Annotated in this window: 14 protein-coding genes; 9 read left to right on the top strand and 5 right to left on the bottom strand. The window is 57.4% G+C overall.

Going from position 1 to position 16,939, the window contains the following annotated elements; all coding sequences use genetic code 11:
* Positions 1-51: 51 nt before the first annotated feature.
* Positions 52-1,959, bottom strand: coding sequence for a sigma-54-dependent Fis family transcriptional regulator (locus SPL01S_RS00655; protein WP_063196921.1), 1,908 nt, complete (start codon positions 1,957-1,959; stop codon positions 52-54).
* Positions 1,960-2,242: 283 nt separating this feature from the next.
* Between SPL01S_RS00655 and ssuD the strand changes: the two genes are divergently transcribed.
* The 3 genes from ssuD (at position 2,243) to SPL01S_RS00670 (ending at position 5,768) form a co-directional block, all read left to right on the top strand.
* The gene (gene ssuD, locus SPL01S_RS00660; RefSeq protein ID WP_063196923.1) at positions 2,243-3,397 is read left to right on the top strand and encodes an FMNH2-dependent alkanesulfonate monooxygenase; all 1,155 of its coding nucleotides are present in this window, start codon (positions 2,243-2,245) and stop codon (positions 3,395-3,397) included.
* Positions 3,398-3,715: 318 nt separating this feature from the next.
* Positions 3,716-4,624: a WaaZ-like lipopolysaccharide core biosynthesis protein gene (locus tag SPL01S_RS00665; protein WP_063197221.1), complete on the top strand. Its 909-nt coding sequence runs from the start codon at positions 3,716-3,718 to the stop codon at positions 4,622-4,624.
* Positions 4,602-5,768, top strand: a complete 1,167-nt coding sequence (locus SPL01S_RS00670) for an O-antigen ligase family protein (protein ID WP_063196925.1) — start codon at positions 4,602-4,604, stop codon at positions 5,766-5,768. Before SPL01S_RS00665 ends, SPL01S_RS00670 begins: the two co-directional genes overlap by 23 nt.
* On the opposite strand, the gene SPL01S_RS00675 is transcribed toward SPL01S_RS00670, so the two are convergent.
* Both SPL01S_RS00675 and SPL01S_RS00680 read right to left on the bottom strand, forming a co-directional pair.
* The gene (locus SPL01S_RS00675; protein WP_062867948.1) at positions 5,769-6,875 is read right to left on the bottom strand and encodes a glycosyltransferase family 9 protein; all 1,107 of its coding nucleotides are present in this window, start codon (positions 6,873-6,875) and stop codon (positions 5,769-5,771) included.
* A 144-nt stretch (positions 6,876-7,019) separates the two neighbouring features.
* Entirely contained in the window at positions 7,020-7,655 is a 636-nt protein-coding gene (locus SPL01S_RS00680; protein WP_063196927.1) for a flavodoxin family protein, read from the bottom strand.
* A gap of 121 nt (positions 7,656-7,776) precedes the next feature.
* On the opposite strand from SPL01S_RS00680, the gene SPL01S_RS00685 reads away from it, so the two are divergent.
* Both SPL01S_RS00685 and SPL01S_RS00690 read left to right on the top strand, forming a co-directional pair.
* Positions 7,777-8,658, top strand: a complete 882-nt coding sequence (locus SPL01S_RS00685) for a LysR substrate-binding domain-containing protein (protein WP_062867946.1) — start codon at positions 7,777-7,779, stop codon at positions 8,656-8,658.
* A gap of 86 nt (positions 8,659-8,744) precedes the next feature.
* Positions 8,745-9,332, top strand: a complete 588-nt coding sequence (locus SPL01S_RS00690) for a nitroreductase family protein (RefSeq protein WP_013813687.1) — start codon at positions 8,745-8,747, stop codon at positions 9,330-9,332.
* A 59-nt stretch (positions 9,333-9,391) separates the two neighbouring features.
* On the opposite strand, the gene SPL01S_RS00695 is transcribed toward SPL01S_RS00690, so the two are convergent.
* On the bottom strand, positions 9,392-9,961 hold the full coding sequence (locus SPL01S_RS00695) for a helix-turn-helix domain-containing protein (protein ID WP_062867945.1): 570 nt from the start codon (positions 9,959-9,961) through the stop codon (positions 9,392-9,394).
* A 39-nt stretch (positions 9,962-10,000) separates the two neighbouring features.
* Here SPL01S_RS00695 and SPL01S_RS00700 point away from each other — a divergent pair, with 39 nt between their 5' ends.
* The gene (locus SPL01S_RS00700; protein ID WP_063196929.1) at positions 10,001-10,519 is read left to right on the top strand and encodes a GNAT family N-acetyltransferase; all 519 of its coding nucleotides are present in this window, start codon (positions 10,001-10,003) and stop codon (positions 10,517-10,519) included.
* Positions 10,520-10,523: 4 nt separating this feature from the next.
* Positions 10,524-10,967: a DMT family transporter gene (locus SPL01S_RS00705; protein WP_063196931.1), complete on the top strand. Its 444-nt coding sequence runs from the start codon at positions 10,524-10,526 to the stop codon at positions 10,965-10,967.
* A 44-nt stretch (positions 10,968-11,011) separates the two neighbouring features.
* Here the strand turns inward: SPL01S_RS00705 and SPL01S_RS00710 are convergent, their stop codons facing one another.
* The gene (locus SPL01S_RS00710; protein ID WP_006326443.1) at positions 11,012-12,076 is read right to left on the bottom strand and encodes a LacI family DNA-binding transcriptional regulator; all 1,065 of its coding nucleotides are present in this window, start codon (positions 12,074-12,076) and stop codon (positions 11,012-11,014) included.
* A gap of 391 nt (positions 12,077-12,467) precedes the next feature.
* Here SPL01S_RS00710 and SPL01S_RS00715 point away from each other — a divergent pair, with 391 nt between their 5' ends.
* A complete protein-coding gene (locus SPL01S_RS00715; protein WP_063196934.1) occupies positions 12,468-15,587 on the top strand; it encodes a beta-galactosidase in 3,120 nt (1,039 codons plus the stop codon).
* A gap of 53 nt (positions 15,588-15,640) precedes the next feature.
* Positions 15,641-16,906 (top strand): MFS transporter, encoded by a 1,266-nt coding sequence (locus SPL01S_RS00720; protein WP_004946661.1) that lies wholly within the window; start codon positions 15,641-15,643, stop codon positions 16,904-16,906.
* The last annotated feature ends 33 nt before the right edge of the window (positions 16,907-16,939 follow it).

Raw genomic sequence — 16,939 nt, forward strand, 5'->3', positions numbered from 1 at the left:
CAACTCGAGATCTATCGGGTATATAGCGCCGAGTTCTTCAGCAATAGTGGTTTACATCGGCCACACCGCATCGCGCACGGTGATCGCTCTGGGCAGCAGGCCCAGGGCGTAAAACCGGTCGGCAATGCTTTGTTGTTCGCGGATCACCTGGACATTCATGGCGCGGGTTTCATGGCTGCGGCGCGACAACGCCAGCTCAAGCGAGGCCGGTGGCAACCCCAGTTCGCTGGAGAGATAACGCGCCGCTTCAACCGGATGCTCGGCAATGTAGCGGCCGGTATTTTGCAGCGCCAGCATCACCTGCTGGAGCAGATCGCTCGACTGCTCGGCAAAGCGACGTCTCGCCAGATAGAACTGCTGATTCAGCACCCGCTGCGTGCCGTCGGCGATCACCCGCAATTCCCCCGAACGCTGCGCGTCGCTGAGCAACGGATCCCACATCATCCAGGCGTCTACCGCCTGATAGTCGGTCGCCGACAGCGGATACTTCGGCGGCGCGTAGACTATGCGTACGTCGCTTAGCGCCAGCCCTTGCTCGTCGAGCATCTGCACCAGTAAATAGTGGACGTTGGAGCCTTTGTTGACCGCGATGCGCTTGCCGCGCAGATCGGCGGCGCTGCGGATCGGGCTGTCGTTCGGGACTACCATCGCCACGCTTTGCGGCGCCGGCGGTTCATAGGCCACATAGACCATGCCATGCCCTTGAGCCTGGGCGAAAATCGGCGGTACCTCGCCGGTGGTGCCGAAATCGATCTCGTCGTTGTTCAGTGCATGCAACAGCTGTGGCCCGGCGGGGAACTCGCTCCACAGGATGCTAATGTGCCGGTCGGCGAAACGCTGCTCCAGGCTTTGCCGCGCTTTGAGCACCCCGAGATTGCCGAATTTCTGATAGCCGATACGCAACTGTTGTTCCTGCTGCGGCCAGGCGGCGGGAGGCGAAACGGCGGTAGAGGCGGCGCGGCGGCGCGGCTTGATCAACCCGAGATGCGCCAGGTGGGTGCGCAGCGTGTTGCGGCTGATGCCAAGCAGCATGGCGGTTTGCAACTGGTTGCCGTCGCTGGCCTCGAAGGCGCTGCGCACCAGCGAGTTCAGTACCCGCTGATAGAGCTGCGTGGTGTCCCCTTGCAACTGGCGGCGCATAAAGTGCCCGATTGCGTCATCACCGGCGATGCCGGCATCTTGCAGGTTTTGATTTAGCCGCAGCTGGTGGGGGGCGATCAGCGCATCTTTGCTCAGCAGCACGGCGTTGTGCAGGGTATTTTCCAGTTCACGCACGTTGCCCGGCCAGTGGTAATCCAGCAGCGCCTGCAGGGTTTCTGGTGCCAGCCGCAGCCGTGGCCGCCCCAACCGCTGGCCGTACAGAGTAAGAAAATGCTGGGCCAGCACCGGAATATCGTCCGGCCGTTGGCGCAGCGGCGGCAGCGTAACTGCGGCTACGTTGAGCCGATAATAGAGGTCTTCGCGAAACAAGCGCTCGCGGATCGCGTTGGCCAAATCCACATGGGTGGCGGCAATCACCCGCACATTTACCTTCAGCGCCTTGCGCGAACCGACGCGGGTGATCTCCCGTTCCTGCAATACCCGCAACAGTTTTACCTGTAATGGCAGGCTCAACTCGCCTATTTCATCCAGCAGCAGGGTGCCGCCTTCCGCCGCCTCGAACCACCCCTGATGGGTGCTGGTGGCGCCGGTAAAGGCGCCTTTCTCATGGCCGAACAGCTCGGCCTCGGCGAGGCTTTCGGTCAGCGCGCCGCAGTTCACCGCCAAAAACGGCTGATGACGGCGCAGGCTGTTGTGGTGCAGATAGCGCGCCACCACCTCCTTGCCGGTGCCGGTTTCACCGACGATCAGCACTGTGGCTTCGGTCGGCGCCAGCCGGTCCAGCACGCTTTGAAAGGCGATCGACGCCGGGTCGATCAGCACCGGTTTGTCTGGCGCATAGGGTTGCGGGTTATGCATTGGGCGGCTCCAGGCTTGGCCGAGGCTAACGGAGAAAAAATCTTATCCCAGCAGGGCGCCAACGGCGAGGGGAGCCAAAGCGCGGGGTGCTGCAAAAGCAGCAGTTCATCAGCAACGGTTGTTGCCAATGCAGCAGTTTTACTCGCGCTGTAAATCTACAACCGGATGATTTTAAACAACTAAAAAATCCCACGACGCTGGCATGCATCCTGCTAACAGATTTATAACCAAAGGGTAATTTTCTATCGATAAAAACCAGGAATGGTTATATGGGAAAGGCATAATGACTGAGTCCGTGAAAGAGAATATTAACGTTTTCTGGTTCCTGCCGACCCACGGCGACGGCCGTTACCTCGGCACCGCCCAAGGAGGGCGGCCGGTGGATTTACCCTACCTGCAACAAGTGGCGCTGGCCGCCGACAATCTGGGGTATTACGGCGTGCTGATCCCCACCGGCAAGAGCTGCGAAGATTCCTGGTTGGTGGCGGCGGCATTGGCGCCGATCACCCGCCGTTTGCGCTATCTGGTGGCGGTAAGGCCAGGTTTGCAGCCGCCGAGCCTGGCTGCGCGCATGGCGGCGACACTGGACCGGCTGTCCGAGGGGCGGCTGTTGATCAACGTGGTCACCGGCGGCGATCCGGTGGAGAACAAGGGCGACGGCATTTTTCTTAGCCACGCAGAGCGCTATGAGGTGACGCAGGAGTTTCTCGAGGTCTACCAGCGCTTAATGAAGGGCGAAAAGGTTGATTTTGCAGGCAAGCACATTCGTGTCGAAGGCGCGGAACTGCTGTTCCCGCCGGTGCAGGAAAACGGCCCGCCGCTCTATTTCGGCGGTTCCTCCGAAGAGGCTATCGGTATCGCCGCCAACCAGATAGACACCTATCTCACCTGGGGCGAGCCGCTGGAGCAGGTGGCGGAGAAACTGGCGGTGGTACGCCAACGCGCCGAACAACAGGGGCGCAAGCTCAACTACGGCATTCGCCTGCACGTCATCGTGCGCGAGACGGAAGAGGAGGCCTGGGCCGCCGCCGATCGGTTGATAAGCCATCTGGACGAAGGCACCATTGCCGCCGCGCAGAAAATTTTTGCGCGCATGGATTCCACCGGGCAAAAACGCATGAGCGCATTGCACGGCGGCTCGCGGGACGATCTGCGCATCGGCCCTAACCTGTGGGCCGGCGTCGGCCTGGTGCGCGGCGGTGCCGGCACCGCGCTGGTGGGTAATCCGCAGCAGGTGGCGGAGCGCATTCTCGAGTATCGGCAGCTTGGTATCGACAACTTTATCCTTTCCGGCTACCCGCACCTTGAAGAGGCCCATCGCTTCGCCGAACTGGTGATGCCGCTGCTGCCGCTGGCGCAGCCGTTGAACCCGACGGCGCGTACGGTGAATACCGGCCCGTTCGGGGAAACCATCGGCGGCGACAAACGGCCAGCCTGATGATCAAGGCGGCGTGATGGCCGCGTGCGCAATACCCCAATACCCCAATTCCCTCAGGGTTAAGCCCCCAATCTCATTCTGCGGCAGCGCTTTCTGCCGCAGTTTTATCTTTCAAAAAGAGAATAATTACGTTTCCCTGCATTTTTTTAACCTGGGTTACAAATGCACACATCTCTTATCTCTATCGTGACGAATAATTCAAATTGATAAAATTGCCCACTGTAATAAATGCTCAGATACTCGGGTTTTGAGTTGGCGTAATTAAAATAAGAGCAATCAGCTCAGATGCCAATGCATTGACCAGGGGAAATGGGCCAGATGGGCAGTTTTTTTAAGCAGGTATATCGGTATTCTCATTCTCGCCCTTATCGGCACAATGAAAATCTCTGGCCCTATGTGAGGATTGAGCGGGCCCAAAGCGGCGAAATTGCCGTATTGCATTATAAAAAAAAGCCGGTTCCACTGGTAGCGCTGTCCGCGTTGAAAGACAGTTGCCAGGGGCCGCTGCTGCTTACCGCAACCGGGCCTTCGGTCAAGGATATGTGTTTTAACCATATTCCCGCCATGCCGACAATGGGGGTTAATGGCGCTTATTCGTTGCACCCGCGGGTCGATTTTCACTTTTACGTTATTGTCGATATGGGGTTTATTGATCAACGGCCGGATATTATAGAAAACATTATCCTGAAGCCGGATTTAATTCTTTTTACCACGGTGCACGGCATTGCCAAAATAATCGACCGGTTTACGCTGGCGGGCGTGAAGTGCCGGTTTGCCGTGGTAGAAGACGCGGCCTTTAAAATCTACAGCCCCAAAATAACCCCCTCAGAGCTGTGGGAGCATTACCGAAACGACCGCAGCGTCTCTTTTTCATCGGCCAATAAAACCATCGCCTTCACTCACGATATCCGGCGCGGCATTTTCGATGCCGGTACGGTGGTTTATTGGGCTTTCCAGATCATTTCATTTCTGGGGTTCAAACAGCTGTTTATTGCCGGATTGGATATGAATAATTTCCATTTGCCGCGCTTTTATGAAACGAAGGAAAATAAACTGCCCACTTTTTTACCTGAAAAAATTGACGATATCATCATGCCTGCTTTTAGCCACGCCAGTGAAAGAATGAAAAACAACAGTATCGCCATCAAGAATTTTTCGTTGAGCAGCGCCATTGACAGTAATGTTTTTGAAAAGGTTGATTATAATGATTTTTTCAAAAAAGGCTGATGTCACTACGGCTTTCTATGTATACCCATTCCTGGCCTTTTCATTTTTCAGCGCCGTGTTTTGCGGGTATACCCGGGTCAATAATTTATTCCATATTGCCGCTTTTTTTTACCTTATCGCGTTGGTCACCCGCCCGGAGCTCCGTTCGGCATGGCTAAAGCAGCGCAAGGCGGTACAGGGGCTGGTGTTGGCGGCGTGTTTTTTGGCCTATTACTCCGCCAGCAATCTTTGGGGGGGAACGCCGGACGATACGGGGTCAGCCTTTACCCACAGCGCTTATATTCTGATCTACCTTGCCCTGCTTGTCACCTTGCTGGCTGGGCCCAGGCGTAATTTCTTACTCTGCGCGGTGATTGCCGGCATTGTGCTGCTGTGCGCATATCTGGCTATAAGCGATTATCACGCTATTTATACCCTCAGGGAGACCTCGGCCCTCAATCCGGGCCCGCGTAATGTGATCGATCTCGCCGGCTATGCCGCCGTGGGCATTATTTTAAGCCTGATGGTAGTGCGCGATACCCGGCAAAAGAAAGTGCTGCTGGCGATCCCGCCGCTGTTTGCCTTTATGGTGCTGACGCAAAGCCGTGGCCCGTTGATTGCGTTATTGGCAGCGCTGGCGTTGACGACCTCATTCGTTACGCTCAATAAAAAAACGGCTATGGGCATTGCGACCACGATGATACTTGCCGTCGTCGTCGTTTTGTTTTCTGACATTGGCGAGATGCTGATTACGCGCTTTGAAGAGCTGTACCAACAGAGTTTTGTGCGCATGAGCATTTGGCGACACAGCCTGTCGCTGATAGGTCAGGCGCCGTTTTTTGGCTATGGCTTTGATAAAGAACTGGCCTTTACCAACTATACCGGTGAGTTTATTCATACGACCCACAGCCTGTATCTGGGCGCGTTGCTCAAGGGAGGATTGGTCGGGTTCTGTTTATTCGCCGCGTTGCTGGCGTTTGGCGCACGGCTTGCGCTGAGCCATATCAGGGCCGGCCGCCGCCTGGAGGCCGCCTTATACCTGTTTATGCTGATCTTCTATTGCTCGCAGGGCATGTTTGTCATCGCCAACCCGGCCGAATTTTGGTATCTGTTCTGGTTCCCGGTGGCGATGGTATTGACGTCGCCACCGCCTGCCGAAAATTGATCAGCCGTGAAGAGGGGCGAGTGCCAAGGCATTCGCCACTTTTTCAAACACCTGGTTCTCGGTGATGATGCTGAGCGGTTGACGGCGTTGCGCTACGCTAAGTTTTTCGGCATCGACCGGCACGTACATCACCTGATGCAGTTCGCTATTTTGATAGGGGCCGGTGTGTTGCGGATTTGCCGTGACAAACAGGCTGACGGTCGGCGTTTTCAGGGCGATGGCCAGGTGCAACGGGCCGGTGTCGCCGGTCACCAGAACCTGCATGTTCTCCATGACCGCCAGCAGCTGCGGCAGCGTGGTTTTGCCGATATGGCTGACCACCCGTTGCCGTTCGGCTGCCGTCAATCCCGCCATAAACGCCTGCTCGATATCCCGCTCTTTAGGGGCGCCGATTAATTCAATTTGGTTATGCGCCGACTGCGCCAGCAAGAGCTTTGCCAGACGGATAAACTGGCCGACGGGCCAGCAGCGCAGCGGTTCAGACGCGCCCATCTGGAAGCCGATAACGGTTTTCCCCACGGCCTTGTCTCTGGGCGGGAAGGCGATGGGAATAAACATCTCGGTATTTTGAGTCTCGCAACCCAATTGGGCCACCAGATCCAGCTTGCGCTGAATTAAATGCCCGCCGGTGCTGCGGCTTACGCCACTCAGCCAGCGTTCCATGCCGGTGGCTTTATTGCCGTAGGCGTCTTTGAACACATAATGGCAGCCGGCGGTAATCGCGGTGATCACGTCATAAGGGGATTTTGAGTGCAGGATGATGGCCAACTGGGGCCGGCGTTTTCGCAGTTGGCAAATCACGCCAAGCATGTCTTTCGCTTTATGATCCCAATAGATGACATGGTCAAAGTAACGGCTGGTCGCGACCAGTTGCTTGTTTTTGTGGCTGGAAACGAGAGTGATGCCGGCCGCCGGATAACGTTCGCGCAGCGCGCGAATGGCCGGCGTATTGAACATCAGATCGCCAAGAGCGGTGGTGGAAAAAATAACGATACTGTCGAAAACCAGGTCCGGCTTAAACGTGGCCTTGTCTTTGAAATGCCCTCCCAGCCGGGTGTAAAGCTGTAGGCCAGCGTTGGCCGCCGTTATTTTCCACTGTTTCGACATCTTGATTCACTTTGAGTTGATGGGCGCGCCGGTCGGCCAGGTGCATCATATGATGTTTACCTCAACGGGCCAATGGGCGGCAATATATTGCTACATATGTTTGCGTAACCTTAATAAAGGGCAGCGGGCTGCCCCTGTGTTGCATCAATTTGGCCAAACCTGCGAACTGCGTGGCGTATCCATCCGGTAATCCGAATAGGGCCGCGTGAAGATCTCGCGCCCCAGATCGCGGGCGGCCAACAGCGGGTTACGCGGATCGCGGTCGATTTCGCCCCGGCTGTTGCCCGCGCCGTGCACCACTCCGACAAACTCGGAGTGCGAGTAGCGGCTGAACTCCTGGATCTGATGCGCGATACCCATTGCCGCGCCGGGGTAGGTTTCTTCCGAGGCGACCGCCAGCCCGATGCGTTTGCCGCTCATGCGCTGATGCACCTGCTTCGCATCCGGATAGGCGTCGGCGTAATAGCTGAAAGCGCGGTCGAAAAAGGCTTTGGTCTGTGCCGACATGCCGTACCAGTAAATGGGGGTGCAAAACACCGCCGCATCGGCCGGCAGAAAATGCTCCAGGAACAGTTCGCCATAGCGATCGGCCGGCGGCGGGCTGTGGCGCTCGTCCGTCAGAAATCCGCTGATATAGTCATCCAGAAAATGCAGGCTGGCCCCGGTCCCCGCCTCGGCGGCGCCCGCCATGACGGCTTGCGCCAAAGCGGCGCTGTTGCCGTCACGGCGCGGGCTGCCGACCAGCACGATAAGGCGTTTGGGTTGATGAGTTGAATTCATGTGATTCTCCGTTTGCCGAGCGTGAAATTGTCATCGCCACTCTATGGGAAGCAGGGAATAGGCGACAAATGACGCTTTCTCTGCCAGGATGAATTCAATTCATCCCTATGGATTGTCCACTATGTTCGCCACGCTTCCGGTCACCGCACTGCGCACCTTTGAATCCGCCGCCCGCCTGCGCAGTTTTAAACAGGCTGCGCTGGAGCTGGCGGTCACCCCGACCGCAGTTTCGCACCAGATCAAGGCGCTGGAGCGGCAACTGGGTTTTGCCCTGTTCGACAGGGTGCCGCGCGGCGTGCGGCTGACGGAGAAAGGGGAGCGTTTGTTCGCTGGGGTACATACCGCGCTGCTCGATGTGGCAAATACGCTGGATGCGCTGCGGCCGGTGCCCAGCGCCGGCGCGCTGTGCGTCTCCGTGACCCATTCTTTCGCCGCCCTGTGGCTGGTGCCGCGCCTGGGGCGTTTTTATCAGGCTTATCCCCATTATCTGGTTCGCCTGGAGGCTTGCGCTGAGGTGATTGACCTGCAGCAGGACGCCAGCGTGGACATTGCCATACGCTACAGCAGCGCCAATTATCCTCGGTTGCATCAGGCCGCACGGTTGGAAGAACGTTTTGGCGTTTACGGCGCGCCGGGGCTGTCTGCCACACAGTTGCAAACCCCTGCGCTGATCACCGTTCGCTGGCGCGATTCAACGCTGTATGAAAACGGCTGGCGCGACTGGTGCCTGGCTGCCGGGGTCGATTGGTGGCAGCGGCACACGTCGCTGCGGGCCTACGATGAGGAGCATTATGCCTTGCAGGCGGCGGTGGCCGGGCAGGGGCTGGTGCTGGCCAGTTCGGTGATGGTGTCCGATCTGGTGCGTAACGGCCTGCTGGTGGCTTATCGACCGGAAATTGGCGTGCCGGGCGCCGCTTATACTGCGCTGTGTGTGCCGGGGCGCGAACGACACCCGCCGGTGCGGGCGTTTCTGGGCTGGTTGCAGCAGGAATTGCGGTATTGAATACAGCACAAAATAAAAACTTTTCTGATGTGGGGCGTGGGAATATTGGGTAAATTCGGTATTCCATTCCCATGAGAGAGATGTCCATGAGCCAGCCAAGAACTTCTGATTACCCGATTGACGCGCAGTTTATTGAACGCTGGTCGCCGCGTGCGCTGGCCAATGATCCTATCGACGACGAAACCCTGCTGAGCTTCTTTGAAGCGGCGCGCTGGTCACCTTCGGCGTATAACATTCAGCCCTGGCGTTTTGCTTACAGCAAGCACGGCTCGGCCAGTTGGGACAGTTACCTGGATTTCCTGATTGAGTTCAACCGCGGTTGGGCGCAACACGCCTCGGCGCTGGTGGTGGTCATCTCCAAAACCACCAGCCTGAATGGCGATAAGGAAGTCGCTAACCCAAGCCATGCGTTTGATGCCGGCGCCGCCTGGGCGAACCTGGCGTTGCAGGCGCACTTGAAAGGCTGGCTGACCCACTGCATGGGCGGCGTCCACCACGACAAAATCAAGGCGGCGCTGAACCTGCCGGATAACTATGTGGTGCACGGCATGGTGGCGATCGGCAAAGCGGGCGATAAATCCCAGTTGCCGGAGTTCCTGCAGCAAAAGGAGATCCCTTCAGGGCGGTTGCCGCTGGAGCAGACGGTGGTCGAAGGGCTGAACTTCACCCTGTAATCGTTTCGCCTGACGTGAAAAAGCCCGCAGAGGATAACTTTGCGGGCTTTTTGCTTTCTTCAGGCCTTGCTCATCACCACAACCAGATAAATGCAGGGTTCGCCGCTTTCGTTTTTGAACACGCAGTCCGCCGGTGGGCCAAGTTCAAGGCAATCCCCTGCGGCCATTTCATGGCGATTTTCCCCTTCCAGGAATACCAGCTCGCCGGACAGCAGCCAGATTAATTGGCGTTTGAACGCGTAGACGGAGGCCGGCATCGGGATCTCCGCCCCGGCGGGCAGTTCAACGCGCACCAGATCGAGCGGAATGTCTGAGCGCGGGGACACATGACGGCGAACGTAACCGCTCTCGGGATCGACCCAGACCGGTTGATCCTCCCGGCGCAGCAGCCGGCCTTCCTGCGTTTCCGCACGCGCAATCAGTTTGGACATGCTCAGGCCGAAGGCGCCGGAGAGCCTGGCCAGCAGCATGGCGGTGGGGCTGCTGTCGCCGCGTTCAATTTTATGCACCATGGCCCGCGAAACGCCGGCCCGTTCGGCCAGATCGGACAAGGACCAATGGCGGGCTTCGCGTTCGATGCGGATGCGTGCGCCGATGCGCTGATTTAGGTTGTCTAATTTATTATTCATATCGTAGTATGATAGTGGACAGTCAACCAGGGGGTCAACATGCTTATCCGTAATGCGACTATAACCGATAGCGAAGGCATTGCCGCTATCTATAACGACGCCGTGCTTAACACCACGGCGATCTGGAATGAACTCACCGTCGATGCGGCAAACCGTGCGGCATGGATGGCGGAACGCCAGGCGGCGGGGTACCCGGTGCTGGTGGCCAACAATGAGGCGGGTGAGGTGATTGGCTATGCCTCGTTCGGCGACTGGCGGGCGTGGGACGGCTATCGTCACACCGTGGAGCACTCGGTGTATGTGCGGCGCGACAGCCGCGGCGGCGGGGTGGGGAAAACCCTGCTGACAGCCCTGATTGAACAGGCGAGAGCGATAGGTAAACATGTGATGGTGGCGGGCATCGAATCCGGCAATACCGCGTCGATACAGCTGCACTTTAATCTGGGGTTCCAGAACGTGGGGCGGATGAGCGAAGTGGGCGCCAAATTCGGCCAATGGCTGGATTTGACCTTTTTGCAGTTGCAGCTTGATCACGAAAAATCGCCGCCGGTCCGCTAATTCTATGAATATCATGTTATTGCTGCTGGTGGCGGCAGGTGTCAGCCTGGTCGTCCAGAACCTGCTGATGGTGCGCATCAGCGAAAGCGCATCGACGATCCTGATCGCTCTGGTGATCAACTCCAGCGTCGGCCTGCTGCTGTTGATGGCGCTGCTGTTCGCCAAAAACGGCGCCAGCGCCCTGGCTGAGGTGACCGGCAATTTCAGGGGCTGGATGCTGTTGCCCGGCTTGCTGGGCTCGTTCTTTGTCTTTTCCGGCATTTTGGGTTACCAAAAGCTGGGGGCTGCGACCACCATTTCGGTGCTGGTCGCCAGCCAACTGGTAGCGGGGTTGGGGGTGGATATTTACAAGGCCGGGCCTGCTGCGCTGCGCGACAACCTGCCTGCGCTACTCGGCGCCGTTTTGTTGGTGGTGGGCGCTTTTTTGGTGGCCAGAAGAAGTTTTTGAAACTGAGAAAAGCCTGCTCAGATTTCCCTCTGGCAGGCTGCCTATTACAACTGTTGCACCAGCGCTTTCAGTTGCCTGATAAGCGCGTTTTCCGAACCCGCAGCCTCAGGTTTGCCGGTGGACTGCCGGATAACCAGGGTGGTTGGCAACAGATCGTTAAACGCCTCTTGCGGCTGATTCGCCATACTCAACAAATGGGTGACTGCGCGTTTTCCTATCAGATCAAAATCCTGCCTTACCGTGGTCAGGGCGGGGTGGAAATACTGGCTGTCGGGGGTATCGTCATAGCCAATCACGGACACGTCCTGCGGTATGCGCTTGTTGAGTTGCCGCAACGCGCTGATGACCCCAAGCGCCATCTGGTCGCTGGCGACCAGCATTGCCGTGATATCCGGGTGCCTGCCGAATAATTCCATGGTTTTTACCCAGCCGCTGTTGGCGCTCCAGTCGCCGTACTCGGTATCCGTCTCCGCAATGCCCGCCTGATACAGGGTGTCGCGCCAACAGGCCAGGCGCAGCCGTGCCGAAATGGAGCTTTCCGGCCCGGCCAGCAAACCGAATTTCCGGTGCCCCAGTTCCAGAAGCAGGTCGACGCTGCTGGCGGTGCCGTCGCTGTGAAGAAAGCCAAGGTGGCAGACCTCTGCGGCGGGCGGCACGTCCAGAAACAGTTGCTGTATGTCCGGGTTATCCCGCGCCAGGGTTTCCGCATCCGCTTTTTCCAGCGGCAGGCTCATGACCACGCTGTTGATCTTCTGCGCCCGAAATTCATTCAGCGCCGATTGCAGGACGTTCAGCTGCCCGGTTTTCAACATCGATATCGCCACCTGATACCCCACCAATTCCGCATGGTGCTTGAACGATGAAGCGATTTGCGAAGGGGCGTGCAGCGCAAGGGAGGTGGTGATCAAGCCAAACGTCGGCAAGGTTTTGCCGGCCAGGATCTGTGCGGAGCGGTTAGGCACATAATTGAGCGTATTCATCGCGCCCAGCACCTTATTGCGCGTGCGCTCGGAGACGATATCCGGGTTGTTCAACACCCGCGACACGGTTTGCTGGGAAACTCCCGCCTCTTTTGCCACGTCTTCCAACGTTGCCTGCCGTTTATTCATCAATTCAATCTCGCAATAACGCGCGGCGTTAAATAGTGCTACCGGTGAGGAACATGAAGAGCGCCGACACGCCGTGAATCCGTCCATGGAGGCTCGTATCGCGCGTCCATGTGCTTGGCGATCGGCTAACCTGCATGCTCCCACCCGTCTCAAGTTTGGGTGTCGCGGTATTAAACGCAGTTATTTAGCCCGCAATGTGCCCTTCTGTCTGAAAATGTATTAAAAAAACATTTAATGTCATGCGTAATACATTATAGGAAACAATCAACAAATAGCGTGATTGAGCTCAAATATACCCACCAAATTTATTGCCCGTCAGGCCGGATATCGTATTTACTCGTTTAAAAATGTATAGCGCTATACATCCCTTTGACAGCAGGTAAGGATTGTTATGAAGCAGCCTCTTTATTCGGTAAAGGATAACTCGCCGGACAGCGTTCTCCGTCAGGTTTTGGCCCGGCAGGACTGGCAGAACCCGGCCGTCACCCACCTCAACAGATTGCCCGCCCACCCGCAATTTCGCAGTTGGCGCGCGCTTGAAGAGGCCAGGGACAACCGGCGCTCCGACCAGCGCGTTTCGCTGGATGGCGAATGGCAGTTTGTTTATCTGGCGCAGCCCGAAGCGGTAGATCCGCGCTGGTTGGTGGCGGATGGCCCGGACAGCCGGGCCGTCACCGTGCCTTCTAACTGGCAGATGGACGGCTATGATGCGCCGATCTACACCAACGTCCGTTACCCGATCTCGACCGAGCCGCCTTTTGTGCCGCAGGAGAACCCGACGGGGTGCTATTCGCGCGAAATTGACATCCCTGAAGCCTGGCTGAAGGCAGGCAAAACCCGAATCATCTTCAACGGGGTGAACTCGGCGTTCCATCTTTTTTGCAATGGGGTGTGGATTGGCTATTCGCAGGACAGCCGTTTACCGGCCGAGTTCGATTTAACCGACTCGCTGCATGCCGGCGGCAACCGTATCTGCGCGATGGTGATGCGCTGGAGCTCGGGCACCTGGCTTGAGGATCAGGACATGTGGCGCATGAGCGGCATTTACCGCTCGGTGTCACTGCTGCACAAGCCGGACACCCAGCTTACCGATTTTCAACTGACCGCCGGGCTGGATACGGAGTATCGGCACGGCACCTTGCAGGCCTCGGTGCAGGTCGCGGCGGGGAAAGCCCAGCAAGCGGGGCTGCAGGTGGAGTTATCCCTGTGGCGAGGCGACGAAAAAATCGCCGGCCAACGCAAGCCGCTGGGCACCGAGGCGATTGACGAGCGGGGGGCTTATGCCGATCGCGTGACCTTTGCATTACCGGTGCAGGCGCCGGATTTATGGAGTGCCGAGTTACCCCATTGTTATCGTGCCGTCATTGCGCTTTATGGCGCCGATGGGGAGCTGATTGAGGCCGAGGCGGCGGACACCGGTTTCCGCCGCGTAGAGATAACGGACGGGTTGCTGAAAGTGAACGGCAAGCCGCTGCTGATCCGTGGCGTCAACCGGCATGAGCACCACCCGGAACGCGGCCAGGCGATCAACGAAGAGGACATGCTTCAGGATATTCTGCTGATGAAGCAGAACAACTTTAATGCCGTGCGCTGTTCGCATTACCCCAATAATCCGCGCTGGTACGAGCTCTGTGACCGCTACGGCCTTTACGTGGTGGATGAGGCCAATATCGAAACGCACGGCATGGTGCCGATGGCGCGGCTGAGTGACGATCCGAGCTGGTTCCCGGCTTACAGCGCCCGCGTGACCCGCATGGTGCAGTGTAACCGCAATCACCCCTCCATCATCATCTGGTCGTTGGGTAATGAGTCCGGGCACGGCAGTTTGCATGATGCGCTTTATCGCTGGATTAAAAGCAGCGATCCCACTCGGCCGGTCCAGTACGAAGGCGGCGGAGCCAACAGTGCGGCAACGGATATCCTTTGCCCGATGTATGCCCGGGTGGATGAAGATCAACTTATCCCTGGGGTGCCAAAATGGTCGATAAAAAAATGGGTCGGGATGCCGGGCGAAAACCGCCCCCTGATACTGTGCGAATACGCCCACGCGATGGGCAACAGCCTGGGGGATTTTGATAAGTACTGGCGGGCGTTTCGTCAGTATCCGCGGCTGCAGGGCGGGTTCGTCTGGGACTGGGCCGATCAATCGCTGCTTAAAGACGATGGGAATGGCTCGATGGCATCGGCCTATGGCGGCGACTTCAACGACACGCCCAATGACCGGCAGTTCTGCCTGAACGGCCTGGTGTTTGCCGACCGTACGCCACACCCTTCGCTCCATGAAGCCAAACATGCGCAGCAGTTCTTCCAGTTTTCGTTGGTGGGCCATGCGCCGCTCGAGGTGGCTGTCGGCAGTGAATACCTGTTCCGCCGTACCGACAATGAAAGGTTGCACTGGCGCATTGAACAGGATGGGCGCGAATGGCGGTCGGGCGAGGTGGCGTTGGACATCCCGCCACAGGGCAATGCCGTCGTCACCCTGGCGGAACGTATCGATTTGCCGGCCAATGCCCGCAATGTCACGCTGATCCTTGAAGTTATCCAGCCGGAAGCCACCGCCTGGTCATCGGCCGGGCATCGCGTCGCATGGCAACAATTCCGCTTGCCGACGGCGCTGGCGTTGCCGGATGCGCCAACACCCGGCGTTCGCCCTGAACTGCAGACTCATGAAGAGGGTTATCGGGTGTTGCATGGCGAACAGCAATGGTTTATCGACCGTAACAGCGGTTTGTTAACGCAGTGGACGGTGGCGGGTGAAGGCAAGCTGATGAGCCCGTTCACCGACCAGTTTGTGCGTGCACCGCTGGATAACGACATTGGGGTCAGTGAAGTCGAACGAATCGACCCTAACGCCTGGGTGGAACGCTGGAAAAAAGCCGGGCTTTATGCAATGCAGAGAACCTGCACCCAGTGCACGGCGGTGGCTTACGAAGACCGGGTGGAGATCCGCAGCACCCTCCATTACCGCTATGGCGATGAGGTGCTGATCGTCAGCCACTGGCAGATGATGATTGATGGCCACGGCGCGCTGAAGATCAACGTCGAAGGGGAGCGTGCCGGTCATTTGCCGCCGCTGGCGCGCATCGGCATGGTTTTCCAGGCCACACCGGCAGCGGAAGACGTCGAGTGGTTAGGGTTGGGCCCGCATGAGAACTACCCAGACCGCCAAACAAGTGCCTGTTTCTCACGCTGGCGCCTGCCGTTGAGCGAGATGGTCACCCCGTACGTCTTCCCCACGGAGAATGGCTTGCGTTGCAACACCCAGGAGCTCAATTGGGGAGGCTGGCGTGTCGACGGATTATTCCATTTCTCCATCATGCCTTACGGCAGCAAACAGTTGATGGACGTCGACCATTGGCATCTGTTGCGCACCGAACCCGGTATCTGGATCACCCTGGATGCGCAGCACATGGGCGTGGGGGGCGATGACTCCTGGACGCCGAGCGTGCATGAAGAGTGGTTGTTAAAGGAAACGCAGTGGCGTTATCAGGTCAGTATTAAGCATCAGTAAGCGTGGAGGGGGGAATATTCCCCCCATTACAAAATAATAATCCAGGTGACACTATGAAATTGACTCAGCTCTCGGCGCAGGAACGGCATAACTTTATTTATTTTATGCTTTTCTTCTTTTTCTACTATTTCATCATGTCGGCGTATTTCCCTTTTTTCCCGATATGGCTTTCGGATGTCAATCACCTCACCAAAACTGAAACCGGGATGGTTTTTTCATTTATTGCCTTGTTTGCCATTATCTTCCAGGTGGCTTTCGGCTTAATTTCCGACAAGCTGGGCCTGCGCAAACATCTGCTTTGGGCGATTGTCATTCTTTTGATTTTATTCGCGCCGTTCTTTATTTACGTGCTTGCGCCTTTGCTGCAATACAATATTTATGCCGGCGCGCTGGCGGGGGGCCTTTACCTGGGGTTTGTGTTCTCCGGCGGCGCGGGGGCTGTGGAGGCCTATATTGAACGCGTCAGCCGCACCAACCGTTTTGAATACGGCAAGGTTCGGGTTTCCGGCTGCGTGGGCTGGGCCATTTGCGCGTCGATAACCGGGCTGCTGTTCAGCATTAACCCTAACATTACCTTCTGGATCGCCTCCGGGTTCGGGGTGGTGCTGGCCGTCTTGTTGATTGTATCCCGGCCGCAACCGAACCAGACGGCGCAGGTAATGGACAAGCTGGGGGCGAATCAGCGCGAGTTCTCGCTGGCCATGGCGCTGGAACTGTTAAAGATGCCGCGCTTCTGGGCCTTTCTGTTATACGTGATTGGCGTCGCCAGTATTTACGACGTGTTCGACCAGCAATTCGCCAACTTTTTCAAAGGCTTCTTTTCATCGCCACAAAGGGGCACCGAGATCTTCGGTTTCGTCACCACCGGCGGGGAGTTATTGAATGCCTGCATCATGTTCTGCGCCCCGTTTATCATTAACCGCATCGGTGCCAAAAACGCGCTGCTGGTGGCCGGCGCCATCATGTCGGTGAGGATTATCGGCTCGTCCTTCGCCAGCAGCGGCATTGAAGTGATTTTACTGAAAACGCTGCACATGTTTGAGTTGCCTTTCCTGCTGGTGGGCACCTTTAAATACATCTCCTCGGTGTTTGATCCCCGGGTGTCGGCAACCTTGTTCCTGATCGGTTTTAATTTGTCCAAACAGCTTTCGGGCGTGGTGCTTTCCGCCTGGGTGGGAAGAATGTATGACTCGGTGGGGTTCCATCAGGCCTATCTGATCCTTGGTTTGATCACCACAACCTTTACCGTCATTTCCTATTTCACGCTGACGGGGCGCGGCCTGCGTGCACCGGCGGAGGCTAACACCGCCACGCCGTAACGCATTGCCGCCAACATAGGGGAGCCAGGGAAC

The organism is Serratia plymuthica NBRC 102599, from assembly GCF_001590925.1.
GTDB classification, from domain to species: Bacteria; Pseudomonadota; Gammaproteobacteria; order Enterobacterales; family Enterobacteriaceae; genus Serratia; species Serratia plymuthica.